At 60.2% G+C, this 25,631-nt stretch carries 22 protein-coding genes; all 22 read left to right on the forward strand.

The genetic code is table 11. The features are described from left to right. The first annotated feature begins 2 nt into the window (after nucleotides 1-2). The 22 genes from trmD (at nucleotide 3) to ACTNA2_RS01410 (ending at nucleotide 25,627) form a co-directional block, all read left to right on the forward strand. Nucleotides 3-761, forward strand: a complete 759-nt coding sequence (trmD, locus tag ACTNA2_RS01305; RefSeq protein WP_441048368.1) for a tRNA (guanosine(37)-N1)-methyltransferase TrmD — start codon at nucleotides 3-5, stop codon at nucleotides 759-761. A gap of 2 nt (nucleotides 762-763) precedes the next feature. Next, nucleotides 764-1,327, forward strand: a complete 564-nt coding sequence (gene lepB, locus ACTNA2_RS01310) for a signal peptidase I (RefSeq protein WP_441048369.1) — start codon at nucleotides 764-766, stop codon at nucleotides 1,325-1,327. A 59-nt stretch (nucleotides 1,328-1,386) separates the two neighbouring features. Continuing rightward, nucleotides 1,387-2,298, forward strand: coding sequence for a glycine--tRNA ligase subunit alpha (locus ACTNA2_RS01315; protein WP_441048370.1), 912 nt, complete (start codon nucleotides 1,387-1,389; stop codon nucleotides 2,296-2,298). 3 nt (nucleotides 2,299-2,301) lie between these two features. Beyond that, nucleotides 2,302-4,398, forward strand: coding sequence for a glycine--tRNA ligase subunit beta (gene glyS / locus ACTNA2_RS01320; protein WP_441048371.1), 2,097 nt, complete (start codon nucleotides 2,302-2,304; stop codon nucleotides 4,396-4,398). Nucleotides 4,399-4,432: 34 nt separating this feature from the next. Continuing rightward, nucleotides 4,433-5,308, forward strand: a complete 876-nt coding sequence (locus ACTNA2_RS01325) for a pyruvate, water dikinase regulatory protein (RefSeq protein WP_441048372.1) — start codon at nucleotides 4,433-4,435, stop codon at nucleotides 5,306-5,308. A gap of 341 nt (nucleotides 5,309-5,649) precedes the next feature. Then, on the forward strand, nucleotides 5,650-8,400 hold the full coding sequence (gene ppdK / locus ACTNA2_RS01330; protein WP_441048373.1) for a pyruvate, phosphate dikinase: 2,751 nt from the start codon (nucleotides 5,650-5,652) through the stop codon (nucleotides 8,398-8,400). A gap of 172 nt (nucleotides 8,401-8,572) precedes the next feature. Then, the gene (locus tag ACTNA2_RS01335; protein ID WP_441048374.1) at nucleotides 8,573-11,332 is read left to right on the forward strand and encodes a hypothetical protein; all 2,760 of its coding nucleotides are present in this window, start codon (nucleotides 8,573-8,575) and stop codon (nucleotides 11,330-11,332) included. Nucleotides 11,333-11,480: 148 nt separating this feature from the next. After that, complete coding sequence (gene rplS, locus ACTNA2_RS01340) at nucleotides 11,481-11,822, forward strand: 50S ribosomal protein L19 (protein WP_117583231.1); 342 nt, start codon at nucleotides 11,481-11,483, stop codon at nucleotides 11,820-11,822. 93 nt (nucleotides 11,823-11,915) lie between these two features. Continuing rightward, nucleotides 11,916-12,704, forward strand: coding sequence for a ribonuclease HII (locus tag ACTNA2_RS01345; protein WP_154516244.1), 789 nt, complete (start codon nucleotides 11,916-11,918; stop codon nucleotides 12,702-12,704). A 188-nt stretch (nucleotides 12,705-12,892) separates the two neighbouring features. Next, nucleotides 12,893-13,378 carry a YraN family protein gene (locus tag ACTNA2_RS01350; protein WP_441031093.1) on the forward strand — a complete coding sequence of 162 codons (486 nt, stop codon included), beginning with the start codon at nucleotides 12,893-12,895 and terminating at the stop codon, nucleotides 13,376-13,378. After that, nucleotides 13,378-14,901 (forward strand): YifB family Mg chelatase-like AAA ATPase, encoded by a 1,524-nt coding sequence (locus tag ACTNA2_RS01355; protein WP_154516248.1) that lies wholly within the window; start codon nucleotides 13,378-13,380, stop codon nucleotides 14,899-14,901. Before ACTNA2_RS01350 ends, ACTNA2_RS01355 begins: the two co-directional genes overlap by 1 nt. After that, the gene (locus ACTNA2_RS01360) at nucleotides 14,901-15,833 is read left to right on the forward strand and encodes a DNA-processing protein DprA (RefSeq protein WP_427747922.1); all 933 of its coding nucleotides are present in this window, start codon (nucleotides 14,901-14,903) and stop codon (nucleotides 15,831-15,833) included. Before ACTNA2_RS01355 ends, ACTNA2_RS01360 begins: the two co-directional genes overlap by 1 nt. A gap of 14 nt (nucleotides 15,834-15,847) precedes the next feature. After that, on the forward strand, nucleotides 15,848-17,185 hold the full coding sequence (trmFO, locus tag ACTNA2_RS01365) for a methylenetetrahydrofolate--tRNA-(uracil(54)-C(5))-methyltransferase (FADH(2)-oxidizing) TrmFO (protein WP_427717560.1): 1,338 nt from the start codon (nucleotides 15,848-15,850) through the stop codon (nucleotides 17,183-17,185). Nucleotides 17,186-17,193: 8 nt separating this feature from the next. Then, nucleotides 17,194-18,102, forward strand: a complete 909-nt coding sequence (locus tag ACTNA2_RS01370) for a tyrosine recombinase (RefSeq protein WP_441048466.1) — start codon at nucleotides 17,194-17,196, stop codon at nucleotides 18,100-18,102. A 230-nt stretch (nucleotides 18,103-18,332) separates the two neighbouring features. After that, the gene (gene rpsB / locus ACTNA2_RS01375; RefSeq protein ID WP_055285135.1) at nucleotides 18,333-19,061 is read left to right on the forward strand and encodes a 30S ribosomal protein S2; all 729 of its coding nucleotides are present in this window, start codon (nucleotides 18,333-18,335) and stop codon (nucleotides 19,059-19,061) included. A gap of 45 nt (nucleotides 19,062-19,106) precedes the next feature. After that, on the forward strand, nucleotides 19,107-19,976 hold the full coding sequence (tsf, locus tag ACTNA2_RS01380) for a translation elongation factor Ts (protein WP_441048375.1): 870 nt from the start codon (nucleotides 19,107-19,109) through the stop codon (nucleotides 19,974-19,976). 117 nt (nucleotides 19,977-20,093) lie between these two features. Further along, a complete protein-coding gene (gene pyrH / locus ACTNA2_RS01385; RefSeq protein ID WP_427717558.1) occupies nucleotides 20,094-20,816 on the forward strand; it encodes a UMP kinase in 723 nt (240 codons plus the stop codon). A 2-nt stretch (nucleotides 20,817-20,818) separates the two neighbouring features. Continuing rightward, nucleotides 20,819-21,355 carry a ribosome recycling factor gene (gene frr / locus ACTNA2_RS01390; protein WP_006236112.1) on the forward strand — a complete coding sequence of 179 codons (537 nt, stop codon included), beginning with the start codon at nucleotides 20,819-20,821 and terminating at the stop codon, nucleotides 21,353-21,355. A 1-nt stretch (nucleotide 21,356) separates the two neighbouring features. After that, complete coding sequence (locus tag ACTNA2_RS01395) at nucleotides 21,357-22,151, forward strand: isoprenyl transferase (protein WP_441048376.1); 795 nt, start codon at nucleotides 21,357-21,359, stop codon at nucleotides 22,149-22,151. A 2-nt stretch (nucleotides 22,152-22,153) separates the two neighbouring features. Next, nucleotides 22,154-23,053 carry a phosphatidate cytidylyltransferase gene (locus ACTNA2_RS01400; RefSeq protein ID WP_427717552.1) on the forward strand — a complete coding sequence of 300 codons (900 nt, stop codon included), beginning with the start codon at nucleotides 22,154-22,156 and terminating at the stop codon, nucleotides 23,051-23,053. Continuing rightward, nucleotides 23,053-24,240, forward strand: coding sequence for a 1-deoxy-D-xylulose-5-phosphate reductoisomerase (dxr, locus tag ACTNA2_RS01405; protein ID WP_441048377.1), 1,188 nt, complete (start codon nucleotides 23,053-23,055; stop codon nucleotides 24,238-24,240). Before ACTNA2_RS01400 ends, dxr begins: the two co-directional genes overlap by 1 nt. A gap of 25 nt (nucleotides 24,241-24,265) precedes the next feature. Next, on the forward strand, nucleotides 24,266-25,627 hold the full coding sequence (locus ACTNA2_RS01410; RefSeq protein ID WP_441048378.1) for a M50 family metallopeptidase: 1,362 nt from the start codon (nucleotides 24,266-24,268) through the stop codon (nucleotides 25,625-25,627). Nucleotides 25,628-25,631: the final 4 nt, after the last annotated feature.

Genomic DNA, 25,631 nt, shown 5'->3' on the forward strand with positions numbered 1-25,631 from the left:
ACATGCTGATCGAGACCCTTTCGGTCTTTCCCGAGATGTTTGAACCCGTCATGTCCACATCGATTTTGGGCCGTGCCCGCAAGGCCGGCCTTTTTGATTTTAAGGCGTATAACCTGCGCGACTGGACGCACGATCGCCATCGTACCGTCGATGACGAGCCGTACGGCGGCGGTCAGGGCATGCTCATGAAGGTCGAGCCTATTGCCGAGGCAATCGAGGCCATCAGCTCTGAGGGCCCCAAGCCCACCGTGGTGTTCTTTACGCCCTGCGGTGAGCCTTTTACGCAGCATGTAGCCGAGCGCTTGCTCCAAAGCGAGCGCCTGCTGTTTGTGTGCAGCCGTTACGAGGGTGTCGATGAGCGCGCGTATGCCTATGCCGACGAGCGCCTGTCGATCGGCGACTATGTGCTCACGGGCGGCGAGCTGCCTGCTATGGTTGTTGCTGACGCCGTCGTGCGTCTGATTCCCGGCGCGCTTGGTGACGAGATGAGCAACGTTGACGAATCATTCTCGACCGCCGAGGACGGTGGGCTGCTCGAGTACGCGCAGTACACCCGTCCTGCCGAGTTTAACGGCGAGGGCGTGCCTTCCGTGCTTGTAAGTGGTGACCACGCCAAGGTTGACGCCTGGCGCCGCAAGAACGCCATCGAGCGCACCTGTCGCTGGCGTCCCGATTTAATTGAGACGGCGCGCCTTACGCCCCAGGAGCGTGCGTACGCGCAGGAGATTTTGGACGCTTCGTATTCGCAGAGCGAGGAGTGAGAATGGTTCCGTCGCAGCATTCCATGCTAAAGGGCGCGTTTGAGTGGGTCGTGGTCGTCGCGATCGCGCTCGTGGCCACCTTCTTGATTCGCACCTTTGTGGTCGAGCCCTTTGTGGTTCCCACCGGTTCCATGGAGTCCACGATTGAGATTGGCGACCAGATCCTAGCGCAAAAGGTGACGCTTGAGCTCGGCCAGCCTGTCAAACAGGGCGATATTGTGGTGTTCCACAACCCCGATGGCACCTCTGAGCACGATGTGCTCGTCAAGCGGGTCATCGCTACGGCCGGCCAGACGGTCAACCTGCAGGACGGCAAGGTGATCGTTGACGGCCAAGCGCTCGACGAGGACTATACGACGGGCATGAGCTGGCCACTGTCGGTCCAGGCGCCTGGTGCTCAGGTGAGCTATCCCTACACCGTCCCAGACGACTGCGTGTGGGTGATGGGCGACAACCGCGAGAACTCAGCCGACTCACGCTACTTTGGCCCGGTCGACCGTTCGGACCTGATCGCCGTGGCGCTCGTGCGTTACTGGCCGCTCAACCGTCTGGGCGCTATCGACTAAAAACCGCTATAGTACAGTACCTAACCGTGTAATCGTTTCGACGAGGGGATATTAGAGGCATGAACGCTTCATCGCTTTCCTTCCAAGACATCATCCTGCGCCTCCAGCAGTACTGGGGCGAGCAGGGCTGCGTCATTATGCAGCCCTATGACTCCGAGGTCGGTGCCGGTACCTTCCATACCGCGACCACGCTGCGCTCGCTCGGTCCTGCCGAGTGGCGCACCTGCTATGCGCAGCCCTGCCGCCGTCCCGCCGACGGCCGCTACGGCGAGAACCCCAACCGCATGCAGCACTACTATCAGTTCCAGGTGCTCATCAAGCCCTCGCCGGTCAACGCCCAGGAGCTTTACCTGGGGTCTCTTGCCGCCATTGGCCTGGACCCCAACGACCATGACGTCCGCTTTGTTGAGGACGACTGGGAGAGCCCGACGCTCGGCGCCTGGGGCCTTGGCTGGGAGGTTTGGCTCAACGGCATGGAGGTCACGCAGTTTACGTACTTCCAGCAGGTGGGCGGCATCGAGGTCGACCCCGTGCCCGTCGAGATCACCTACGGCCTGGAGCGCATCGCCATGTACGCCCAGGGTGCCAACTCCGTCTATGACCTGGTGTGGAGCTATTTGCCCGACGGCACGCCCATGACCTACGGTGACGTGTTCCTGGAGAACGAGCGCGAGTTTAGCGCCTACAATTTTGAGGTCGCTAACGTCGAGATGATGCGTCAGAAGTTTGACGACTACGAGGCCGAGTGCCACTCCTGTCTGGAGCGCAAGCTGCCGCTGCCCGCATACGACTGCGTCATGAAGTGCAGCCATGCCTTCAACCTGCTCGATGCCCGCGGCGCCCTGTCCGCAGTCGAGCGTGCCAACTACATCCTGCGCGTCCGCGCCGTCGCCAAGGCGTGCTGCGAGGCCTATATGGCCGAGGTCGCCGGAGTTAACGAGAATGCCGACCAGGAAGGCGAGGTGGCGTAAGCCATGGCAGACGCTAAGGATTTCCTGTTTGAGATCGGTACGGAGGAAATGCCCTCCGCACCGCTGAACAATGCCGTCAAGCAGCTTGGCGATATGATCGCCAAGGGCCTCGACGAGGCCGGCCTGGCCCATGGCGAGGTCCGCGTGATCTCGAGCCCGCGTCGTCTGGCTGCGCTCGTGACCAACGTCGCCACCGCGACCGATGAGGTCCACGAGGTCAAGCGCGGCCCTGCGGCAAACATTGCCTTCGATGCCTACGGCAACGCCACCAAGGCCGCCCAGGGCTTCGCCCGCAAGTGCGGTGTGGCTGCCGAGGACCTGATCCGTCGCGAGGACACCGACGGTCGCGAGTACGTATTCGCCGAGAAGAACATTCCCTCCGTGCCGGCTACCCCTATTCTGACGGCCCTGTGCGAGAAGACGATCGCAGGCCTGCAGTGGCCCAACTACCGCAGCCAGCGCTGGGGCCACGAGCACGCCACGTTTGTGCGTCCAGTCCGTTGGATCTGCTGCCTTCTGGGCGAGGACGTTGTGCCCGTGACGTTTGCCGATGTGACGAGCGGCAACACCACGCGCGGACATCGCGTGCTGGGCGCCGGTGACCATGTTGTCGCCAGTCCCGCCGTCTACGAGCAGGTGCTCGAGGACGCCGGCGTGCTCTCTGCCGAGCGTCGTCGTGAGGCCATCCTTGCCGGTATTGCCGAGGTCGAGGCCGCTCGCCCTGGCTGCCATGTCGATACGCCCAAGAAGGTCTTCGAGGAGGTCATTAACCTCTGCGAGTGGCCGACGGTGCTCGTCGGTACCTTCGACGAGGAGTTCCTCAAGGTCCCGCACGAGATCATCTGCGAGTCCATGCTCACCAACCAGCGCTACTTCCCGATCTATGACGGCGAGGGCAAGCTCACACGTGAGTTCGTGGTCGTCTCCAACAGCAAGCCCGAGAATGCCGAGCGTGTGATCGACGGCAACGAGCGCGTCGTGCGCGCCCGTCTGGACGATGCCAAGTTCTTCTACGAGGAGGACCTGAAGATCTCCCTCGACGAGTTCCGTGAGCGTCTGGCCAAGGTTGCCTTCCAGGAGAAGCTCGGCAGCGTGCTCGCCAAGTCCGAGCGCATTGAGCAGCTCGCGCTCGCTATTGCCCGCGAGGCCCATCTGGGCGCCCACCTCGCTGCCGATGCCGCTCGCGCCGCGCACCTGTGCAAGGCCGACCTGGTTTCCAACGCCGTCGTCGAGTTTACGAGCCAGCAGGGCGTGATGGGTGGCTATTACGCAACTGCGATGGGGGAGAACGACGAGGTCGCCCACGCCATTCGCGATCACTATCGTCCCCGCTTTGCCGGCGATGAGCTGCCCGAGGGCATCGCTGGCTGCATCGTGGCCTGTGCCGACAAGCTCGATACCATTGCCGGTATCTTTGCCATCGGTGAGCCCCCGACCGGCTCTTCCGACCCGTACGCGCTGCGTCGCGCCGCTATTGGCATTATCAACATCCTGCGCGATCGTCTGCCGATCGACCCCACGACGCTCATCGACTTTGCCCTTGAGCTCTATAGCGAGCAGGGCATCGAGTTCGACGCCGCCGAGGTCGCCCAGCAGGTCCGTGACTTCTTCCACGGCCGTCTGGTGAGCATGGCCCGCGACGAGAAGATTCCGGCGGATACCGTCGCCGCCGTCTCCGCGGTGCACATCATCGCTCCGTCCGTCTTCTTCGCCCGCTGCGCCGCGCTCGACGAGGCTCGTAAGAACGATGCCGAGACCTTCGACAACCTGGCTACTGCCTATGCCCGCGCCGCGCACATCTCCAAGCCCGAGCTGGGTATGGAGTACGATCGCAGCCTGATGGGTGAGGCCGAGCTCGCGCTTGCCGATGCCTCCGAGGCTGCTCAGACCGCTGTCGATGGCGCCCTTGCTGCCGAGGATTACCCGGCCGCATTTGCCGCCCTTGCCGCCCTGCGTGCCCCCATCGACCGCTTCTTCGACGAGGTTATGGTCATGGACAAGGACGAGCAGCTCCGCGATAATCGCCTTAAGCTGCTCAACCGCTTCGAGGCCGTTTTCTCTGGCATCGCCAACATCGGTGAGCTTGCCCGCAAAAAGTAAACTAGCCTGCGCATAAGCGCAAAAGGAGCCCCGCATGGATTGCCCGGTCACCGCTCGTCCCACCGTTATCGTTATCTCCGACTCGCTCGGTGATACCGCTTGTGAGGTGGTGCTTGCGGCGTCCGGGCAATTTGATGAAGGGGCTTTTCGTCTCTTGCGCTTGCCCAAAGTGAACTCGGTGGAGCAGGTCAAGTCGTTTGTGGGCCCGCGCGTCGATGCGGACCATCGTGATATCGCCGTGTTCCACACTATCGTCGATCCGGCGCTTCGCGCCCGCGTGCTCGATTACCTGGGTATGCTGCATATTCGCTCTGTCGACCTGATCGGTCCGACCCTTGCCGTATTGTCGTCGCTCGTCGGTGTGCCGCCCAAGGGCGTTGCGGGCGTTATTCACAAAACGGATGACCGCTATTTCCACCGCATTGAGGCTATGGAGTATTTCGTTGAGCACGATGACGGGCGCGGTTGCGACGATCTGTCGGGTGCCGATATCGTGCTGCTGGGCGTGTCGCGTACGTCCAAAACGCCGCTGTCGATGTATTTGGCCTATCAGGGTTACAAGGTCGCAAACGTTCCGCTGGCGCACGGCATGGAGCCGCCGAAGTCGATTTACGAGGTCGACCCGATGCGCCTGTTCGGCCTGATTTCGACCGTTGACGTAATTTCTGAGATTCGCGACAGCCGCTTGGGCGATGACTACGCCCGCGCCGTCGCCGGCTCCTATGCCGAGCCCGAGAGTGTGCGCAGCGAGCTTGAGGAAGCCCGTGCCCTCATGAAGCGCCTAGGCTGCTTTGTGGTGCGTACCGACGGTAAGGCGATTGAGGAGAGTGCATCCGAGATCATCGGTCATTTGGAGGAAATCCAAGAAGCTCGAGCCCGTCGTGCCGCTCGCCGAGCCCAACAAAAGTAGCTAATTTGGGACGGGGCTTTTTTAGCTACCCCGGCTGAGGCCGCGAGCTTTTTGGCCGATTGCCGACGGGGTGGCTAAAAAAGCCCCGTCCCAAATTAGCTACTTATGGTAAAGCGATTTAGCAAAGTTCTTTCAGTTGACCTGCAAGTCTCCTACACTGGTATCTTCATAAGGTAACCACCTTTATCTACCGTTTACCGTCAGTTTTACCACGTTTACCAAACCTCGCACCCTCTACGCAAGCACTTCCAATACCCACCGTATAGTACCCTCACGGCTCGCATCCGGCGGGTCGATTCGTTACCACGGTCGTGCGCGACAGCGCATGGAAGGGGAGTATCGTGAGCGATTGCAAGAGGGTTTACCGTTTTGGAACCGACGCCCAGGGCACCTGTGTCACTGAGGGCGACAAGTCCATGAACTTCGTGCTTGGCGGCAAGGGTGCAAATCTTGCCGAGATGAGCCGCATCGGCCTGCCGGTTCCCGGTGGCTTTACCATTACCTGCCAAACCTGTGTCGAGTACTCCGGTGCCGGCAACGTGTGGCCCGAAGGTGCACTCGATGAGATCGTTGCCGCCGAGGCCGATCTCGAGGCCCGCTGCGGCAAGATGCTTGGTGACGCATCCGACCCGCTGCTCGTGTCGGTTCGCTCGGGTGCTCCATTCTCCATGCCCGGCATGATGGACACGGTCCTCAACTTGGGCCTTAACGACGACTCCGTTCTGGGCCTCATTGCCCAGACGCAAAACCCGCGTTTTGCCTGGGATAGCTACCGCCGCTTTATCCAGATGTTCTCCAACGTCGTTATGGGTGTCGATGCCGACTTGTTTGAGAACGCCCTAACGCAGGCTCGCTTGGTCGCCGGCGTTCGCGTCGATTCCGAGCTTTCGGCCGAGGACCTGCAGGAGCTCGTCGAGACCTTCAAGGGCATCTTCTCCGAGAACGTCGAGGCTGCCCTGTATCCCGAGCTCGAGGTTGTCGACGGCAAGCCCGTCTTCCCGCACGATCCGGAGCTCCAGCTGCGCCTTGCCATCCAGGCCGTCTTTGGTAGCTGGATGAACGAGCGCGCCTGTATCTACCGCAAACAGCATGGCATTTCCGACGAGCTCGGCACTGCCGTCAACGTCCAGGCCATGGCTTTTGGCAACAAAGGCGAGACCTCTGCGACCGGCGTCGCCTTTACGCGCAATCCGGCCGATGGCACCAAAGAGTTCTACGGTGACTTTTTGGTTAACGCCCAGGGTGAGGACGTCGTCGCCGGCATCCGCAATACTGAGCCCATCGCCGACCTCAAGACCACCCCGGGCCTCGAGTCCGCTGGTGAGGAGCTCGAGCGCGTTTTCCTGACGCTCGAGGATCATTACCGCGATATGTGCGATATCGAATTCACCATCGAGCAGGGTAAACTTTGGATGCTTCAGACCCGCGTGGGCAAGCGTACCGCAACCGCCGCGCTGCGCATCGCCATCGAGATGGTCGAGGAGGGTCTCATCACCCGCGAGGAGGCCGTGAGTCGCATCGATCCCGCGCAGCTCGACCAGCTTCTGCATCCGCAGTTCGACTCCTCCAAGAAGTACGAGGCCCTGGCCTGCGGCCTTAACGCCAGCCCCGGCGCCGCCGTAGGCGAGGTCGTGTTCTCGAGCGACGATGCCGTCGCACGTTCTGCCGAGGGCCATAAGGTCATTCTGGTCCGCTGGGAGACCAACCCCGACGACTTGAAGGGCATGGTCGCTGCCGAGGGCATCCTTACCAGCCACGGCGGCAAGACGAGCCACGCCGCCGTTATCGCCCGCGGTATGGGTACGCCCTGCGTCTGCGGCGTTGAGCGCTTCCATATTGACGCCGCCGAGAAGGTCGTGCGCATCGAGGGCAGCGATCGCGTGCTGCACGAGGGCGACATCATCTCCATCGACGGCACCCAGGGCATTGTCGTCGACGGCGCCGTCGATCTGGTCTCCGCCGAGCTCACCGGCGATCTGGACACCATTCTGTCCTGGGCAGACGAGATTCGCCTGGACGAGACCGACGGTCACGCCAACCACGTGCGCGTCAACGCCGACAACCCCGAGGATGCCGCGCTCGCACTCGAGTTTGGCGCCGAGGCCATCGGCCTGTGCCGCACCGAGCACATGTTCCTGGGCGACCGCAAGAACATTATCCAGAGCTTTATCCTGTCCGACGACGAGGCCGTGAAGCAGCAGGCCCTGGCCGACCTGCTCAAGGTTCAGACCGAGGACTTTCTGGCGATGTTTAAGACCATGTTCGGTCGCGATGTGGTCGTTCGCCTGCTCGATCCGCCGCTGCATGAGTTCCTGGATAATCCTCGCGAGCTCGAGGTCGCCATCACCAAGAAGGAAGCCGCCGGCGCCAGCGAGGAAGAGCTTGCCACCCTGCGTGCCCGCCTGCGTCGAATCGACGGCATGGTTGAGTCCAACCCGATGCTCGGCTTGCGCGGTGTGCGCCTGTCCGTTGTCTTTGGCGATCTGCCGCTCATGCAGGTTCGCGCCGTCGCCACGGCTGCTGCCCGCTTTATCAAGGAGGGCGTCGACCCGCGCCCCGAGATCATGGTCCCGCTCGTTTCCATCACAGCCGAGCATGTCCAGACCCGCGAGGTCATCGAGCGCGTGATCGCCGAGGTATCCGCCGAGGAGGGCGTCGAGCTCAATATTCCCGTGGGCACGATGCTCGAGCTGCCGCGCGCCTGCATGGTCGCCGACGAGATCGCCCACCATGCCGACTTCTTCTGCTTTGGCACCAACGACCTCACCCAGACAACCTTCGGCTTCTCGCGCGACGACGCCGAGGCCAAGTTCATCCCGCTGTACATGCACAAGAAGATCCTGAAGGATAATCCCTTCGAGACCATCGACGCGGCGGTGCTCGAGCTGGTGCGTATGGCCGTCGAGAAGGGTCGCGCCGCCAACCCCGATATGCACTTTGGCGTGTGCGGCGAACACGGCGGCGACCCCAAGTCCATCAAGGGCCTGTTCAACGTGGCCGATGTGGACTACGTGTCCTGCTCGCCCTATCGCGTACCCCTCGCACGACTGGCTGCCGCCCAGGCCAAGCTCGAGGCCAAGCGTTCCGCTTAACTGAGTCGCGTTCCATTTGCGCCTCTTACGCCCCCCTTCGCGCCGCCGCGCCCCCTGTGGACGCGGCGGCGTTTTATATTGATTCTGTTGGTTCAATACATTGGCAACTGACGGGAGGACTGCGATGAAAAACCTCACCAGGTATTTGCAACGAGCGTGTCGGGGAGCACAGATGACCCTGTGCTGGGTGGTCGTTGCGGTCACGGCGCTTTGCGGGATGCCGACGGCCGGTTTTGCCCTTCAGGATGAATCGCGCGACGAGCTCTATGGTGACGTGGTCAACCCGCTCACCATTACGGTCAACGATCGCGACTGCACGTTTGTAGATATCGATGACGGCAAGCTCGAGGGCCGTACCTCGATGTACGACAACGTCTCGTTCTATACGGCCGCCGTCAAAAAGGTGTTGCCCAACTGGGCATCGCTTGCCTATAACATCCTTGGCTATGGTGGAGGCGACGACTCCGGGGACTTTTTGTACTGGGACCACGCCGGCAAGGGCTTTGAGAAGGACTTCGGTAAGGGTCACTACATCTATCTGTATGATGCGCTTTCGGGCGGCAACGGTGAGCATTCCGACGGCGCCGACAAATCGAAACAGAGTGGTCTGACATCTGCAAAAAGCCTCAAAGCTGTCTACGATCGCTTGACCGATGATATCGCCGGCTGTATCGGTCACAAGCTGGAGGGCTCCGATTTCCGTAAAAACGTGCCGCTCGACGGACTGTCGAAAGACACGACCGAGCAGGACGTCATCTATGCCACCATTGCTTGTGTCGACAAGCTCGGCGGCACCTATCAGTATGATTTCAATGGCTTTGGCATCGCGTTCTATAACTTTAGAGTTCAGCAGCTCAACAGCATGAACAAGCTTAACTGTGCGCCCGAGGACGCGCCGGGCTATTCCTTTGTCAATTCTAAGACTGAGCAGGAGCTCGTTACCTCGGCTCTTAACGTCGGCTATGAGGACGCCTCGCAGAGCATCACGCTCGCCCGCGGTACCGAGGAGACGGTCGGCACGAGCACTTCTGAATCCGCATCGTATTCCAAAGGCGGCTCGTGGGGCGCATCGGTGAGCCTCAAGGAGTCGCTGGGCGTGCCCGCAACAGCGAGCGAGGAGATCGAGACCTCGTTTTCGGCCGAAGCCACGATGTCCCAGTTGTGGGAGGCGAGCAAGACCGAGGAACAGTCGATCACCACAACGGACAATCAGTCGGTCACCGTCGAAATGACGATCCCTGCGCACACGCAGGTCAATAGCAAGCAGACGAGTTCTACCACGACGCTGTCCGAGGACTATGACCAGCCGGTGGGCGTGACGTTCGACGTGATTATCTTTAACATGAACGGCGAGTGCTACGACGACAACGCCGCCGTGCAGGAGTTCCATACCGCCGGTTATGACCAGCGCTCGTTCTACACCACCTTTGGGGATCAGTCGACCGACGCCGTGCAGAACCTGTTCCTGCGCTCAATCGCCCATCGTGGCGACGACGGCTACGATACCACCGCCGGAAACGTTACGAGCTGGTCGCATCGCACCAACAACCACATGGTGCGCGCCATCGATTGGAATTCTGTCCTGGCCGATCGCGAGGTGCCTTCGCGCAACGGCGGCGCCCCGCGCACGTGCAATGTGCTCAACGACATGGCCGCCACCTACCTCATGTCCATTACGGGTTCCAATCTGTCGTTTGAGTCGGTGACGGTCGATACCCAGTTGGGCACGCCGCAGCCCATTAAGCCTATTTCCAAGATTCTCGTATCGCTGCAGACCGATAAGACCCGAAGGCTTACGGTGGGAGACGAAGACCCCATCTCTTCCTATCGCGTGCGTGCAAGGGACGAGGACGATGTTGACTATTACGGCTTTGTGAAGTCGTCGGGCGACTGGCGCGTGGTCGATAAAAACGGCAAGAAATGCAAGTCCGACGTCATCGAGATCCAGACCGACCCTGTCACCCACGAGCAAGTCGTGGTGGGTAAAAAGGCCGGCACCGCCTACGTAAAGTACTTTATCCCCGAGGACACCTATGTGGACGTGAACGGGCATGTTTCGACCAATGACGAGATCGACGCCGCGGCCTACAAATATAAGGTAAGCGACGTGGCGCCCGAGTCGTTTAACGGCAGCATCAAACTCGAGGGCTCGGCACAGACTGTCGTCGGAGTCGAGGAGAATCTCAACGGCATCGACGGCCTAACGGCTACGGTCTATGACACGACGGGCAAGGAAGTCGATAGGGTCTGCAGCTGGGAGGCCCAGGAGCTCGAGAGCAAGGGCATTTCGGTCGCGACGGACGGCACGATGACCATCTCGCAACCGGGCACCTTCCATGTTCGCGCCTTTATTGACGGCGTGTATTCCGATTGGGCCGAGGTCATCGCCGCACCCGCACCGGTCGACCCGATGACGACCGTGGTCGAGACACCGGTGAGCGTTACGTCCGTTTCTTCGGGGGATTCTTCGGCAACGACGGATAGCGCGGCTCCTGCCCAGGGAGAGCAGGCGGCTTCCGATGCGAACGCGTCCGAGCCTGCTCCGGCGAGCGACGATGCCACTGCAGTGACTGACGACACCGCGCCCGCTGCCGCAAAAGATGCCTCGCCGATTCCTACGGGCCTCGTTACCGTTTTGACCGACATCTGCCGCTACGGTATCGATCACGGCCTCATCGGCACATCAAACAAGGAAGAGATGACCAAGCAGGACTTCGACATCTTAGGCATCCTGTATCTGATGGCGGACAGCCAGGACCTGGTGCCCCAAGACGCCGAGGATGCGATGAATGAATGGGCTCATGACAACTATAATGACGAAGAGCTTGCCACCTGGAAGCAGCATGCGCTTTCGGTGCTGCTCGAATACGGTTATATCGCGCCCGGAACGACCGTGACGACGCCGACGACTGATGCTGCGGACGGCGCATAAGTGCAGAAAGAGTGCGTATTTTTGTCTTTTTGCTTACGGGCAAAATAGTTCTTGCAGCCAAGGTCGTGGCGTGTATACTCGAATACGTTTGTTCAACTACGTGCCGGCCAAGGTGGTACGGCACCTCTAGAAGAGTAAGGAATTGCACATGGATTACATCCGCGCAATCGAGCGTCAGCAGATCCGCGAGGACATCCCGCAGGTCCGCGTCGCCGACAACGTCAAGGTTCACTACCGCATTAAGGAAGGCGACCGCGAGCGCATCCAGGTTTTCCAGGGTGACGTCATCCGCATGGCCGGCGCCGGTGCCCGTGAGACCTTCACCGTCCGCAAGATTTCCTTCGGTGTCGGTGTTGAGCGTACCTTCCCGCTTCACAGCCCCAAGATCGCCAAGCTCGAGGTCGTCCGTCATGGTCGCGTCCGTCGCGCCAAGCTGTACTACCTCCGCGACAAGGTGGGCAAGGCTGCTCGCATCCCCGAGAAGCGCTAAGAAGATCGCAGCGTCTGTCCACTCGTTTGGACACAAGGGTCACCTTCGGGTGGCCCTTCTTTTTATCTGATTTCCATGCAAGGAGGGCCTGGTATGGCCAATATGACGAGCTCGATTTCGGCATCGCAGGTTGCCGGCGAGCTGGCGAGTGCCACGTTCGAGGAGATTCCCGCCCTCGTAGAGCACTATCGCGAGGATCCGCGCCAGCAGGTGATCAAGGCTTGCGAACGCGCACTTAAGCGCCATGCCAAGGAACTTTCCGAGCGCGAGCGCGTCAACGGCATGTACGAGCTTATGCATGAGCTCGGCGGCGATGGCGTGGTCGTTGGTGTTGACGAGGTGGGGCGCGGCTCTGTCGCCGGCCCGTTGACGGTCTGCGCTGTCTGCCTTCCCATGGAGCCGCGCGTTTGGGGCATTAACGATTCCAAAAAGCTCACGCCTGCCCGTCGTGAGCTGCTCTCGGTGCAGATTGCCGAGGTGGCTACGGCCATTGGTTTTTGCCATATCGCGCCTGCGGACATCGATGAGATGGGCATGGCCCGCGCCATCCGCGCTGCCGTCGCGGGTGCGGTGGCGGATACGGGGCTCGAGCCCGATTGCGTGCTTATGGACGGCAACCCCTTGGGCGCCGTCCCCAACGAGCGCGATGTGGTCAAGGGAGATGCCAAAATCGCCTGCATCGCCGCTGCTTCCATTATGGCCAAGGTCACGCGTGACGAGATGATGGTCGAGTACGATGCCGAGTATCCCGAATATCATCTTGCTGAGTCAAAGGGCTATGCGAGCCCCGAGCACATTGAGGCTATTCGTAAACATGGCCTTTCTCCGTTGCATCGTGTGAGCTTCTGCGGAAATTTTTTGCAGACGGAGCGTCTTTTTTAAGGCAAATATGGAGACAGGGACTTCTGGGATTTTATAAACCAGCTGGTGGGGACCGCATGCAACGCAATTGTTGCATGCGGTCCCTTTTTTGTTTGTTTTTGGTTGGACTTTGGTTTTCTTTTGGTGCTTACCCGCAAGAAAGGCGGCCCCATGATCGGGTCAATATCGTGCGCGGGAAAGGAGACCCCATGTGCGCCGCAAGTGCAAAGAGCAAGACGCAACAGCTCAAAGAGCTTTGGGAGAACGGGGAGATTGATTGCGCGTCGATTACGCCTGGGTTCATTAAGGGCCTCAGTCCTCGAGAACTGGGCATGCTGGGCGAGCTTATTGCAATCGATTACTTTCGCGAGCGCGGTTATGCCCTCTTGGAACAGGGCTACCGGTGTCCCGAGGGTGAGGCCGATCTGGTACTTCTTGATGAACTTGATGATGTCGTGGTGATGGCTGAGATCAAGACAAGGCGCGTCGCCCTAGATTGCAACACGCGGGTCTTTCCCGAGGAGGCGGTGGACGCCCAAAAGCAGCGTCGCTACCGCCGTATCGCGAGTTGTTACCTTATGGATCACTATCCCCTTAAGGCGATTCGCTTCGACGCGGTGGGCGTTACTATCCGCGGCGGTCATATTGCGGAGATTGAGCATCAATACAACGCATTCGATTGGCAGGTATCGTGATGGCGTTTGACACCTTTGCCGTCCACGCTGCATGTATTCGTGGCGTCGAGGCGATTCCCGTCACGGTCGAGGTCTCGCTTGCCGGCGGTATTCCGGGTATCCAAATGCTTGGCATTCCAAGTATGGAGGTGATGGAGTCGCGTGGCCGCATACGCTGCGCAATGCGCTCGGCGGGATTTGAGATTCCACGGGCGGGCATTACCGTCAACTTGGCTCCGGGCGACATCCGTAAAACGGGCAGTGGTTTTGACCTGCCGATTGCCATCGCGGTACTGGCGGCCGATGGGCAGATTCCCCGCGACCATCTAGACCATTGCCTTATTGCCGGTGAGCTTGGGCTGGATGGTAGCGTGCTGCCCGTAAAAGGCGAGGTTGCGTTTCAGTTGTTGGCGCGTGATATGGGCCTGTCCTTTATTGCGGGAAGGTCGGATCAACATGTACCGCTTGCCGGTGTGGACTGTGGCTTTATCGACCATCTGTCTCAGCTCGCCCGCGGTATGGGCGAGGCGGCTCGGCATTATCTGGATTCCGAGGGTGTCGAGGCGTCGTTTGAGCCAGAACTTGATTATGCCGATGTGCTGGGGCAGGAGGTTGCCAAGCGCGGCATTGCGCTTGCGGCGGCGGGGGAGCTCGGCCTGCTTATGATTGGCTCGCCGGGTTCGGGCAAGACCATGCTCGCACGCCGCATGACGGGTATCTTGCCCGAGCTTTCTCTCGAGGATCAGCAAGAGGCGCTGTGCATCCATTCGGTCTTGGGCGAGAACATCGATGGTTTGCTGGCGGGACACCGGCCGTTCCGTAGCCCCCACCACAGCATTTCGACTGCGGGCCTTATTGGCGGCGGACGGCCGGTGCACCCGGGCGAGATTAGCCTAGCGCACGGCGGCGTGCTCTTTTTAGACGAGCTTGCCGAGTTTCCCAACAGCGTGCTGCAGACACTCCGTCAGCCCATAGAGCGCGGCTACGTCAAGATCGTACGCGTCGATGGAGCTTTCACGTTTCCCTCGCGGTTCCAGCTGCTTGCCGCGAGCAATCCCTGTCCCTGCGGCTTTTTGGGCGATCGCGAGGTACCGTGCCGCTGCTCGGCTTCGATGGTTGAGCGCTATCGGTCTAAGCTACGTGGTCCCTTGGCCGATCGTATTGACCTTATGATTGACGTGACCCGACCCGACCCGCAGGTAATTATCGAGGGCGCCGAGGGTATGTCGTCAGCTGAACTACGTGACTATGTTGTGCGGGGTCGGGCATTTCGTGCCTGGCGTGAGTCCCGTATGGACGATGCAGATGCCGAGGCCGAGGACGATGAGTCACGTTCCATCGACGGCGTCGTTTCGACCTTTGCGCTCGATGGGGCGGCGGAAAAGTGCGTGCTCGGCCTGTCGAGGCGCACACATCTCACAGGGCGCGGCATCGTGCGCTTGGTGCGTATCGCGCGCACGATCGCCGATGTCGCCGAAAGTGAGCGGGTAACCCAAGACCACGTGCTCGAGGCGGCGATGTACCAGGGGAGGAGGGACCAGTAATGCCCGAGGAGACTTTTGAGCTGCATCCTGGTGATGCGTTGTATCCAGCTACCGTTTTGGAGCTCTCTGATGTACCCCAGACGCTTTATGTGCGTGGCGACCCCGCCGCACTGTCGACGCCCGCGCTCTCCATCATCGGCGCTCGCAAGGCCTCGCCGTACGGCCTTGCCGTGGCAGAGCTGGCCGCGAAAGTTGCGGTCGAGGCGGGGGTGACGGTGGTCTCGGGCGGTGCGGTCGGCTGCGACCAGGCCTCGGGTTGGGCCGCGGTCAACGCTGGTGGCAGGCACGTCGTGGTGTTGGGTACGGGCGCCGACGTGGTTTACCCGCGCTCGAGTGCAGGGCTCATCGCGCGCACGATCGATACGGGCGGCGCGGTCGTGTCCATCTCGCCTTGGGGTATGGGGCCACGCAAGTTTGCCTTTCCGCGGCGTAACCGGGTGATTGCCGCGCTTTCGCAGGCGCTCTTCGTGTCGGAGGCCGGCATGCCCTCGGGCACGTTCTCGACAGCAGAGGCCGCCATGGACCTGGGGCGCGAACTGCTCGCGGTACCGGGCTCCATTTTGTCACCAGAGTCGCGTGGGACCAACTACCTCATCGCCAACGGGGCCTGCTGCATTGTTGACGAGGAGTCTATTGAGATGGCCATCTCGCGAATATACGGCACCCTGCGTTATTCACGTCCCGATGCGCCCGGTATCGCCGATCTGGACCCCACGCAGCAGGCCGTGATGCACGCGCTCATTGCCTCGCCGCTCAAGGTCGATGACATTGCCGCGCTCGTCTCCCTCGATGCCGTCGGCGTGCTCAAACTCCTGGGCTCACTCGAGCTCGAGGGACTCATCGAGCGCATGATGGATGGAAGGTATGCGCCCTCAAAGTTTGCGCTTCACGCTCAGACGCCCTTCGGTCACAATGGAAAGCGTGTCAATTAGAAAGGTGTTTGCAGATGCTGTTTGATCAAGTGACGGTTATCGGTGGCGGTCTGGCGGGATCGGAATGCGCGATTCAGCTGGCAGATCGCGGGTTTGCCGTAAAGCTGTGCGAGATGCGGCCGCTGGTGACCTCTCCTGCCCACCATACCGATCACTTGGCGGAGCTCGTCTGCTCCAATTCGTTTAAGTCGACCCGACCCGATTCCGCCGCCGGCCTGTTGAAGGCCGAACTCGAGCGTATGGGTTCGGTGCTGCTCGACTGCGCTCATCGCGCTGCCGTTCCCGCTGGTGGCGCCTTGGCGGTCGACCGTGTTAAATTCTCCGAGCTCGTCGAGGCCGAGGTTGCCGCCCGTCCCAATATCGAGGTCGTTCACGGCGAGGTCACCCAGATTCCCGAGGGCCATGTGGTTATCGCCGCGGGTCCCTTGTGCTCGCCGGCGTTGAGCGGGGAGGTCATGAAGCTCGTCGGTGGTGATTCCCTGGCGTTTTTTGACGCCGCGGCCCCGATTGTCGATGCCTCGACGCTCGATATGGATGTGCTGTTCTCGCAGTCGCGCTACGAGGAGCAGGGGAGTGGCGACTATCTCAATGCCCCGCTCAACAAGGAGGAGTACGAGGCCTTTATCGAGGCGCTTACCACGGCCGATCGCGTGGTGCTCAAGGACTTTGAGGGCGGGGACCTCTTCCAGGCCTGTCAGCCAGCCGAGGAGGTTGCGCGCACGGGCAAGGATGCCATCCGCTTTGGCGCTATGAAGCCCGTCGGGCTCACCGACCCGCGCACCGGTCGCCGTCCCTGGGCGGCGATTCAGCTGCGCGCCGAGAACAAGGAGAAGACCGCCTATAACCTGGTTGGTTTTCAGACCAACCTGACCTTCGGCGAGCAGAAGCGCGTTTTTCATATGGTTCCCGGTCTGGAGAATGCCGAGTTTTTCCGCTATGGCGTCATGCATCGCAATACCTTTGTCGATGCTCCCCATGTGCTCGATGGGACCTTCGCCGTGCCCGGCACGGGCGTGCGCCTTGCCGGACAGATTACCGGTACGGAGGGTTACATGGAAGCGGTCGCGACGGGTCTCCTCGCTGCGCTCAATACCTATGCCGAGGCTATCGAGGTTGCTCCTGTCGAGCTGCCGCGCGTGGGCGCTCTCGGCGCGCTCGTGGGCTATGCGACCGATCCTGCTACGGTCGGATATCAGCCCATGCATGTTAATTTTGGCCTGGTGCCTCCCCTCGAGGACGGTAAACGCCGCAGCAAACGTGAGCGCTATCAGGCCTATGCGGATCGCGCCCTTAAGGCCTTGGATTCCTATCTGGAATCACGCTCCGACCTGTTTGGGGGCGACCGGCCATAGCCTTTGACCTGTACGGTGCCGTCGACTCGTTCATAGCCTATATTGCACGCGTCGAGGGGCTTTCTTCTAACACTGTTATCGCTTACGGCTCTCGTCTGGAGCGTTTTGCCGCTTGGTGCGAGCGTGGGGATATCGATGCACGCACGGCGGACGTACGTACCGTTCGCATGTATCTGGCAGAGCTGTCGCGCGAGCAGGTGGCGCCCAGGACGATTGCGGCGCACCTGTCTGCCATTCGTTCGTTCTATCGATGGATGGCTGCCGAGGGTCTTATCGATGGAGACGCTGTCTCTGCGATTGCCTCGCCCAAGCTTCCACGCGATTTGCCCGGAGTGCTGACCACCCAGCAGGTTAAGGCACTGCTTGCATCGCCAGACGTTTCAACGCCTGCGGGACTGCGCGATGCGGCGATGCTCGAATTGCTCTATGCATCTGGGGCTCGCATCTCTGAGCTTGCGGCACTCAATGTTGAGTCCATTGCTTGGTCCGAGCGAACGCTGCGGCTTTGGGGTAAGGGGAGCAAGGAGCGTATCGTGCCCCTGTATCGGCGTGCTCTCGATGTGACCCACCGCTATATTGAGGAAGGAAGACCGGAGCTTCTTGCTCAGGCAAAGCGTGGCGACGGTACGAACGGTGTGCATCCGCTGTTTATCTCGGCACGCGGCAACCGTATGAGCGCCGCCATGCTTAGGCGACGGTTTCATATGTTGGCGACGCTTGCGGGTATCCCTTCCGATATCGCCCCGCATGCGATGCGCCATACTTTTGCGACCGATTTGCTCGAGGGCGGAGCGGACTTGCGCTCTGTCCAGGAGTTGCTGGGGCATGCAAGCTTGTCCACCACGCAGATTTATACGCATCTCACGCCCGATCGGCTCAAACGCGCCGTTACCCAAGCCCTTCCGCGCGGCGAGTAAGGCAGGAGAGGGGTTCTATCCAATCGATCGCGCGTCCGTGTGCGTGGTTTTGATTTCGGGTTGGCAGAAAGATGTAATCCTGCTATCATTCATCGGGTTGCTTCACGGCAACAGGTTTTTATCACGCACGCGCGGCTACTTCATACCGTGGTGCCCGGGCTTTGGTAGCACATGTCCGGGTTGGTTTTGGAGGATGACCCCGCGCGGAGGCAAACCACAGGAGGTTTAACATGGCTACCAAGATTAATATCCGCACCCTGCTCGAGGCCGGCTGCCACTTCGGTCACCAGACCCGTCGCTGGAACCCCAAGATGAAGCCGTTCATCTTCGGTGAGCGCAACGGCATCTACATCCTCGACCTCAAGCAGACCATTCTTGACGCCGACCAGGCTTACACCTTCGTCAAGAACGTTGCCAAGGGTGGCAACGTGCTGTTCGTCGGCACCAAGAAGCAGGCTCAGGAGGCCGTCAAGAACGCCGCTGAGCGCGCCAACATGCCTTACATCAACCAGCGTTGGCTCGGCGGCATGCTGACCAACTTCGTCACCATCCGCTCCCGCATCAACCGCATGGAGGAGCTCGAGGCCATGGTCGAGGACGGCCGCATGGCAGTGTTGCCCAAGAAGGAGCAGGCTGTTCTGGGTAAGGAGCTCGCTAAGCTCCAGACCAACCTCGGTGGCGCCCGCGACATGAAGGGTCTGCCCCAGGCTCTCTTCGTCATCGACACTAAGCGCGAGGAGAACGCCATCAAGGAGGCCCAGCGCCTGAACATCCCCGTCGTCGCTCTGATCGATACCAACTCCGATCCCGACGAGGTCGAGTACGGCATCCCCTGCAACGATGACGCCATCTCCGCTGTCACCCTTATGTGCGAGCTCATGGCCGACGCTTGCCTCGCTGGCTCCGGCAAGGAGCAGGTCTCCGAGGCCGAGATGGCCGCTGAGCCCAAGGCCGAGTAAATCAGTCCTAATTAAGTCTTTTTCATCTCTTTGAAAGGAACCACAATGGCCCAGATTACCGCCGCTATGGTCAAGCAGCTCCGCGAGATGACCGACTCCCCGATGATGGAGTGCAAGAAGGCTCTCGTCGAGGCTGACGGTGACATGGACGCCGCTGTTGACGTTCTGCGTAAGAACGGCCTCGCTAAGGCTGCCAAGAAGGCTGGCCGCGAGACCAACGAGGGCGCTGTCGCCGCGTTCGTCTCCGAGGATGGCAAGACCGGCGCTCTGCTCGAGCTCTCCTGCGAGACCGACTTCGTCGGCTCCAACGCCAAGTTCACCGGCTTTGCTTCCAAGGTCGCCGAGGTTGTCGCCACCACCGAGCCGGCCGATGTCGACGCTCTGCTCGAGCAGCCGATGGGCGAGGAGACCGTTTCCTCCGAGCTCACCGAGATGATTCACATCATGGGCGAGAACATGAAGATCTCCCGCTTCGCCGCCCGCAAGGTCGAGAACGGCGCTCTCGCTTCTTACATCCACATGGGTGGTAAGATCGGCGTCCTCGTCGAGTTTGCTTTCGAGAAGGCTGAGACCGCTCAGGCTGAGTCCTTCAAGACCTTTGCCCACGACGTTGCCCTTCAGGTTGCCGCTGTCGCTCCGATCTGCGCTACCCGCGATCAGGTTCCGGCCGAGACCGTCGAGCATGAGAAGCAGATTTACATGGCTCAGGCTGCCGAGTCCGGCAAGCCCGAGGCCATCCAGGAGAAGATGGCTGTTGGCCGTCTGGAGAAGTTCTACAAGCAGTCCGTGCTCACCGAGCAGGAGTTCATCAAGGACAGCTCCCTCACCATCAAGAAGTACGCTGAGCAGGTCTCCAAGGAGCTCGGCGATACCATTACCGTCGTTGCCTTCGACCGTCTGGTCCGTGGCGAGTAAATAAGCTCTTGTAGCTGGTAATGAGCAGGCTGTGGGTTTTACTCACAGCCTGCTTTTTCATGGCTCCAAGCAGAGCCTTTGATATCATATTGAGAGTCTAATTAAAGGAGGATCGCTTTGTCCGACATCCGATATAAACGCGTGCTTCTGAAGCTTTCCGGCGAAGCACTGATGGGCGATGGCCACTATGGCATCGACCCCAAGGTTACCGACCATCTTGCCAAGCAGGTCAAGGAGCTGCTCGCCGTTGGCCATGAGGTCGGCATCGTTGTCGGCGGCGGCAATATTTTCCGCGGCATGGCTGGAGCTGCCGGCGGTATGGAGCGTGCTCAGGCCGATTACATGGGCATGCTTGCAACCGTTATGAACGCGCTCGCCCTGCAGGATGCCTTCGAGCATAACGATGTTCCCTGCCGCGTTATGAGTGCCATCCAGATGAACGAGATTTGCGAGCCCTATATTCGTCGTCGCGCCATCAATCACCTCTCCAAGGGCAATGTCGTTATCTTCGCGGCCGGCTCGGGCAATCCGTACTTTACGACTGACACCGCCGCGGCCCTTCGCGCCTGCGAGATCGGTGCGGAGATTCTGATTAAGGCCACCAAGGTCGACGGTATCTACGACAAGGATCCCGTCAAGTGCGCCGATGCCGTCCGCTTTGACAAGATCACCTATCACGAGGTGCTCGTCCGCGGCCTGCAGGTTATGGATTCCACGGCTACGGCCCTGTGCCAGGATAACCGTATGCCCATTTTGGTCCTCAACATCGATGGCGAGGACAACGTCAAGCGCGCGCTTTCGGGTGAGCCCGTCGGCACGCTCGTCTATCAGGAGGATTAAGCATGGCAGAGAACATCACCGCCCACATGGACAAGTCGCTCGAGTCCCTCAAGCATAACTTCTCCAAGGTCCGTACCGGCCGAGCCAACGCTAACATTCTGTCCGACATCACCGTCGATTATTACGGTGTTCCCACGCCGGTCACGCAGGTTGCCGCCGTAAAGACCCCCGAGGCCCACATGCTGCTCATCGAGCCGTGGGATAAGGCGCTTATCAACGCCATCGTCAAGGCCATCGGCGCTTCCGATCTGGGTATTACCCCCAACTCCGATGGCACCGTTGTTCGTCTTCCGTTCCCGGCTCCCACCGAGGAGCGCCGTCGCGAGCTCGTCAAGGAGTGCCGCGAGTACGCCGAGCAGGCCAAGGTGTCTATCCGTAACATCCGTCGCGACTTTAACAACAAGCTCGAGCGCGATGAGGAGCTCACCGAGGACGACGTCCGTCGCGAACAGGCCAAGGTGCAGAAGCATACCGACGAGTATGTCGCCAAGGTCGAGGAGCTTCTGAAGGAAAAAGAAGCCGAGGTCATGGAGATCTAAGGTGCAATACGACGAGAACAAGCTGGTCGAGTACTTTGCCGACGCCCCTGCGGGCGTCGGTTTTTCCGACCTTGACCTCAATAACATTCCGCGCCATATCTCTTGCATCATGGACGGTAACGGTCGCTGGGCTACGGCGCGAGGTCTTGCCCGTACCGAGGGCCACAAGGCGGGTATCGTCTCCCTTCGTGAGGTCATTACCGCCTGCGTGCGTCTGGGCGTCGACGTGCTTTCCGCCTATGCGTTTTCAACCGAAAACTGGAACCGCCCGCAGCATGAGGTTAACGTCTTGATGCATCTGTTTGCCAAGACGTTTATCGATGAGCTGCCGCTTCTGAAGCGCGAAAACGTGCGTGTTGTCTTTTTGGGCGATATTTCTGCGCTGCCCAAGAAGACCCGCGACGTTTTTGAATGCGGTCTTGCCGAGTGCGCCGATCACACCGGTATGACGCTGGCGCTTGCCGTCAACTACGGCGCTCGTGCCGAGATTACCCGTGCCGCCCGTCAGCTTGCGCTCGATGCCGCCGCCGGCAAGATCGACCCTGCTGCTATCGACGATGATATGGTTGCTTCGCACCTGTACACCGCCGGTCTTCCCGATCCCGAGCTGGTCATTCGCACCTCTGGTGAGCTTCGCCTTTCGAACTATCTGCTGTGGCAGGTGGCTTATTCCGAGTTCTATGTCACCGATACCTATTGGCCTGACTTTGATCGTTGGGGCCTTGTCGACGCCATTTTGGCCTATCAGGGCCGTGACCGTAGGTTTGGTGGACTGAGCAAGACCGAGGAGGCTTAATCGTGTCCGATCGTCCCAAGGCATCTGCTCCCAAGACGCCTGCGCGCAAAGCTGCCACTGCGGGAGCGCCTGCAGCGAAGAGCGGCACCGGTTCGTGGCTTGCGGGCTTTATTACCCGTGCCGCCGCCGGTATCGTCTACGCCGTCGTCTTTATCCTGTGCCTGGTTTTGGGTATCGTGCCCACCGCCATTTTTGTCTCTGTCATGAGCGGGCTTTGCTGCTTTGAGTTTTTCCGTATGACGAGGCTCGATGGCAAGGTCGCCAACGAGCATCTGGGCATTATTGCCGCCGTGCTCTTTCCGTTATCGGCGCTTGGCGATTCGCTTTTGCTGAACGCCCTGCTTTTTGCACTGATGCTCGCGGTGGGCATTTGGTATGTTTGGTCGCCGCGTACCCGCATCTCTGATGTGGCCGTGACGCTCATGGGTCCCATTTACACAGGCTTTATGCTGTCGGCTATTGTGCTGCTGCGCGATGCCGTGCCCGGTTTTGCCGGCGCCCTGCTTTCAGTGGGTGTTTGCGCGTCCCTTTGGGTCTCCGATTCGTTTGCCTACATCGTGGGCAGCCGTATCGGCAAACACAAGATGGTCCCCAAGATCTCTCCCAACAAGAGCTGGGAGGGCTTTGTCGGCGGCATTCTGGGCTCGGTTCTCATCTGGCTCATTTTGTGGGTGACGCATCTCTATAAGCTGAGCTTGCCCTATGCGCTGCTTTGCGGCGTGGTTGTGTCCATCCTGGGCGTTATCGGCGACCTTATCGAGTCGCGCATCAAGCGCGGTGTGGGCGTCAAGGATTCCGGTAACCTTATCCCGGGCCACGGCGGCATGCTCGATCGTAGCGACTCGCTTATCTTCGGCTGCATCACCGCGCAGCTGATGCTGATGATCGGAGGCGTGCTGTAATGTCCTTCCAGACGACCTATGGCTCCGATGGACGTCTCCGTGTTGCCATCCTGGGCTGTACGGGCTCCATCGGTACCCAGGCGCTCGATGTTTGCCGTCAGCATGCCGATCGTCTGCAGGTGACGGCTCTTTCCGTTAGTTCCAGCACCTCCGAGCTCGTTGCCGCTGCCCGCGAGTTCTCGGTTCCGGCGGTTGCCGTGGCCGATGTCGCTCATGGCGATGACGCCGTGCTGCAGGAGTTGCCCGAGGGAACGGAGCTCGGCGTTGGTGCGCAAGCGGTTTGCGAGCTCGCGCGTCGCGACGATGTTGACTGCGTGCTCGTAGCCATTGTTGGCGCGGCTGGTCTCGAGGCAAGCCATGCTGCCTTGATCTCGAATAAGCGCCTTGCCCTTGCCAATAAGGAGTCGCTCGTTGTTGGCGGTGACCTGCTGATGCCGTTGGCACAGCCCGGTCAGCTTATCCCGGTCGATTCCGAGCATTCTGCAATTTACCAGTGCTATCTGGGTGAGAATCCGCGCGAGGCTCACTGTATTTGGCTTACCTGCTCGGGCGGTCCGTTCTTTGGCCGTTCGCGCGAGGAACTCGACCGTGTGACGCGCGCCGATGCCCTGGCGCACCCTACGTGGGCTATGGGTGCCAAGATCACGATCGACTCGGCTACCCTCATGAACAAGGGCCTGGAGCGTATCGAGGCGATGCACTTGTTCGGTTGCGACCTCGACTTTATCAACGTGGTCGTTCAGCGCCAGTCAAAGATCCATTCGATGGTCGAGTTTGCCGACGGCTCCGTGATGGCGCATCTCGGGGCATCTGACATGCGCATTCCCATCCAGTTTGCCTTCTCGTATCCCGAGCGCTGGGATACTCCGGCTCCGCGCATCGATTTCCGCGAGTTGGGTCAGCTTACCTTTGATACGGCCGACATGGATACGTTCCGCTGCCTGGCGCTGGCCGAGCGTGCGGGCAAGACGGGCGGCACCATGCCGTGCGTGCTCAATGCTGCCAACGAGGTCGCCGTCGATGCCTTCCTGCATGATGGCTGCAGTTTTACCGATATCGATCGCATTGTGGAATCCTGTATGGATGCGCATGATGCGCAGACGGTCGATTCGTTTGAACAGCTTCGCGGTATCGATGCGTGGGCGCGTGAAAAGGCCGCGCAAGTGCTCGCCGCAACCCGTTTTTAACCCATAAGGATTGCTTTTTCGTTTTATGGAAACTGTTCTGAGCGTTCTCTCATCGGTCTTTTGGGGCCTGCTGATGCTTTCCGTCCTCGTGTTTTTGCACGAGGGCGGCCACTTTTTGGCGGCGCGTGCCTGCGGCGTCCGGGTGACTGAGTTCTTTTTGGGCCTGCCGTGTCGCTTTGATATTCACCATACGTCTCGTCGGATCGGCACCAAGTTTGGCGTGACCCCGCTGTTGCTGGGTGGGTATGCTGCCATCTGTGGCATGGATCCGACCGATGTCTCGTATGCCGATCGCGTGCTTGCCGCCATCTATCGCCACGGCCGTGTGACGGTGGCCGATCTTGCCGTCGAGCTTGAGCTGTCCGAGGAGGATGTGCTCGAGGCCTGTGCTTTGCTGCTGGGTTGGGGATCCATAGCTCCCTGGTATGAAGAAGGGGAAAAGCCTTCGCCTGGTTACTATCCCACCAAGTACCAGACCCTGCCGCGTGACGCGGCGGGTTATACCACCTTTGACGGCCGTCGGTTCGATCGCGAGCACGCGACTGCCGAGGGCGATGTATGGGAACTGCCGTGCGGCGAGACCGAATTCCTTGCACGCGAGCGCTCGCACACCTATTTGGGTCAGGGCTTTGTCAAGCGTGCCTTTATGCTGCTTGCGGGCATTATCGTCAATATCCTGACGGGCTTTTTGCTCCTTATGAGCATCTATTCCATCGCGGGTGTCACGGTGCCGGTGGACACCAATGTGATCGGCCAGGTTGACGAAGGCTCGATTGCCTCCGCGGCGGGAATCGAGGATGGCGACGCGATTCTTTCGGTCGACGGAGTATCGTGCTCTACCTGGATGGACGTTTACGATGCCATTGGCAAGGCTGCCGGTAAGGACGATATCGCCATTGAGTACGAGCGTGACGGCAAGAAGCATTCGACCACGGTTGCGCTCAAAGAGGACGAACGCCTAGGTGTGTATGTCTCTACGCAGGTGGTCCGTTTAGACCCCATCACGTCGGCTCGCCTGTCGTTCTCCTATGTCGTGCAGACAGCGCAGGGCGTGATGCGCCTGCTCCAGCCTCAGCATACGATGGAGATTCTCGATCAGTCCTCTTCGATCGTGGGTATTAGCGTTATGTCCTCGCAAGCTGCTGCTGCCGGCCCTGCCACGTTCCTTTCGTTTGCTGCCCTCATTTCGTTCTCGCTTGGCTTTATGAACCTGCTGCCCATCCCACCACTCGATGGCGGCAAGTTGGTCATCGAGATCATTCAAAAGATTGCGGGCCGCGAGCTTCCGCTCAAGGTCCAGACGATCGTGAGCTATGTGGGCATCGCGCTCTTTGCGCTGCTGTTTGTCTATATGCTTCGTTCCGACATCCTTCGATTTATTCTGTAGGGGA

The organism is Collinsella sp. HCP28S3_E9, from assembly GCF_052065455.1.
In the GTDB taxonomy this organism is placed as follows: domain Bacteria; phylum Actinomycetota; class Coriobacteriia; order Coriobacteriales; family Coriobacteriaceae; genus Collinsella.

What these genes read in the sequence shown, in the direction of transcription:
- ACTNA2_RS01345 (WP_154516244.1), top strand. Translation starts at nt 11,916, where the DNA reads ATGGCCAATATGACGAGCTCGATTTCGGCATCGCAGGTTGCCGGCGAG.
- trmFO (WP_427717560.1), top strand. Translation starts at nt 15,848, where the DNA reads ATGCTGTTTGATCAAGTGACGGTTATCGGTGGCGGTCTGGCGGGATCG.
- ACTNA2_RS01350 (WP_441031093.1), top strand. Translation starts at nt 12,893, where the DNA reads ATGTGCGCCGCAAGTGCAAAGAGCAAGACGCAACAGCTCAAAGAGCTT.
- glyS (WP_441048371.1), top strand. Translation starts at nt 2,302, where the DNA reads ATGGCAGACGCTAAGGATTTCCTGTTTGAGATCGGTACGGAGGAAATG.
- ACTNA2_RS01410 (WP_441048378.1), top strand. Translation starts at nt 24,266, where the DNA reads ATGGAAACTGTTCTGAGCGTTCTCTCATCGGTCTTTTGGGGCCTGCTG.
- ACTNA2_RS01355 (WP_154516248.1), top strand. Translation starts at nt 13,378, where the DNA reads ATGGCGTTTGACACCTTTGCCGTCCACGCTGCATGTATTCGTGGCGTC.
- lepB (WP_441048369.1), top strand. Translation starts at nt 764, where the DNA reads ATGGTTCCGTCGCAGCATTCCATGCTAAAGGGCGCGTTTGAGTGGGTC.
- ACTNA2_RS01360 (WP_427747922.1), top strand. Translation starts at nt 14,901, where the DNA reads ATGCCCGAGGAGACTTTTGAGCTGCATCCTGGTGATGCGTTGTATCCA.
- ACTNA2_RS01325 (WP_441048372.1), top strand. Translation starts at nt 4,433, where the DNA reads ATGGATTGCCCGGTCACCGCTCGTCCCACCGTTATCGTTATCTCCGAC.
- ACTNA2_RS01315 (WP_441048370.1), top strand. Translation starts at nt 1,387, where the DNA reads ATGAACGCTTCATCGCTTTCCTTCCAAGACATCATCCTGCGCCTCCAG.
- ACTNA2_RS01335 (WP_441048374.1), top strand. Translation starts at nt 8,573, where the DNA reads ATGACCCTGTGCTGGGTGGTCGTTGCGGTCACGGCGCTTTGCGGGATG.
- dxr (WP_441048377.1), top strand. Translation starts at nt 23,053, where the DNA reads ATGTCCTTCCAGACGACCTATGGCTCCGATGGACGTCTCCGTGTTGCC.
- tsf (WP_441048375.1), top strand. Translation starts at nt 19,107, where the DNA reads ATGGCCCAGATTACCGCCGCTATGGTCAAGCAGCTCCGCGAGATGACC.
- frr (WP_006236112.1), top strand. Translation starts at nt 20,819, where the DNA reads ATGGCAGAGAACATCACCGCCCACATGGACAAGTCGCTCGAGTCCCTC.
- rplS (WP_117583231.1), top strand. Translation starts at nt 11,481, where the DNA reads ATGGATTACATCCGCGCAATCGAGCGTCAGCAGATCCGCGAGGACATC.
- trmD (WP_441048368.1), top strand. Translation starts at nt 3, where the DNA reads ATGCTGATCGAGACCCTTTCGGTCTTTCCCGAGATGTTTGAACCCGTC.
- rpsB (WP_055285135.1), top strand. Translation starts at nt 18,333, where the DNA reads ATGGCTACCAAGATTAATATCCGCACCCTGCTCGAGGCCGGCTGCCAC.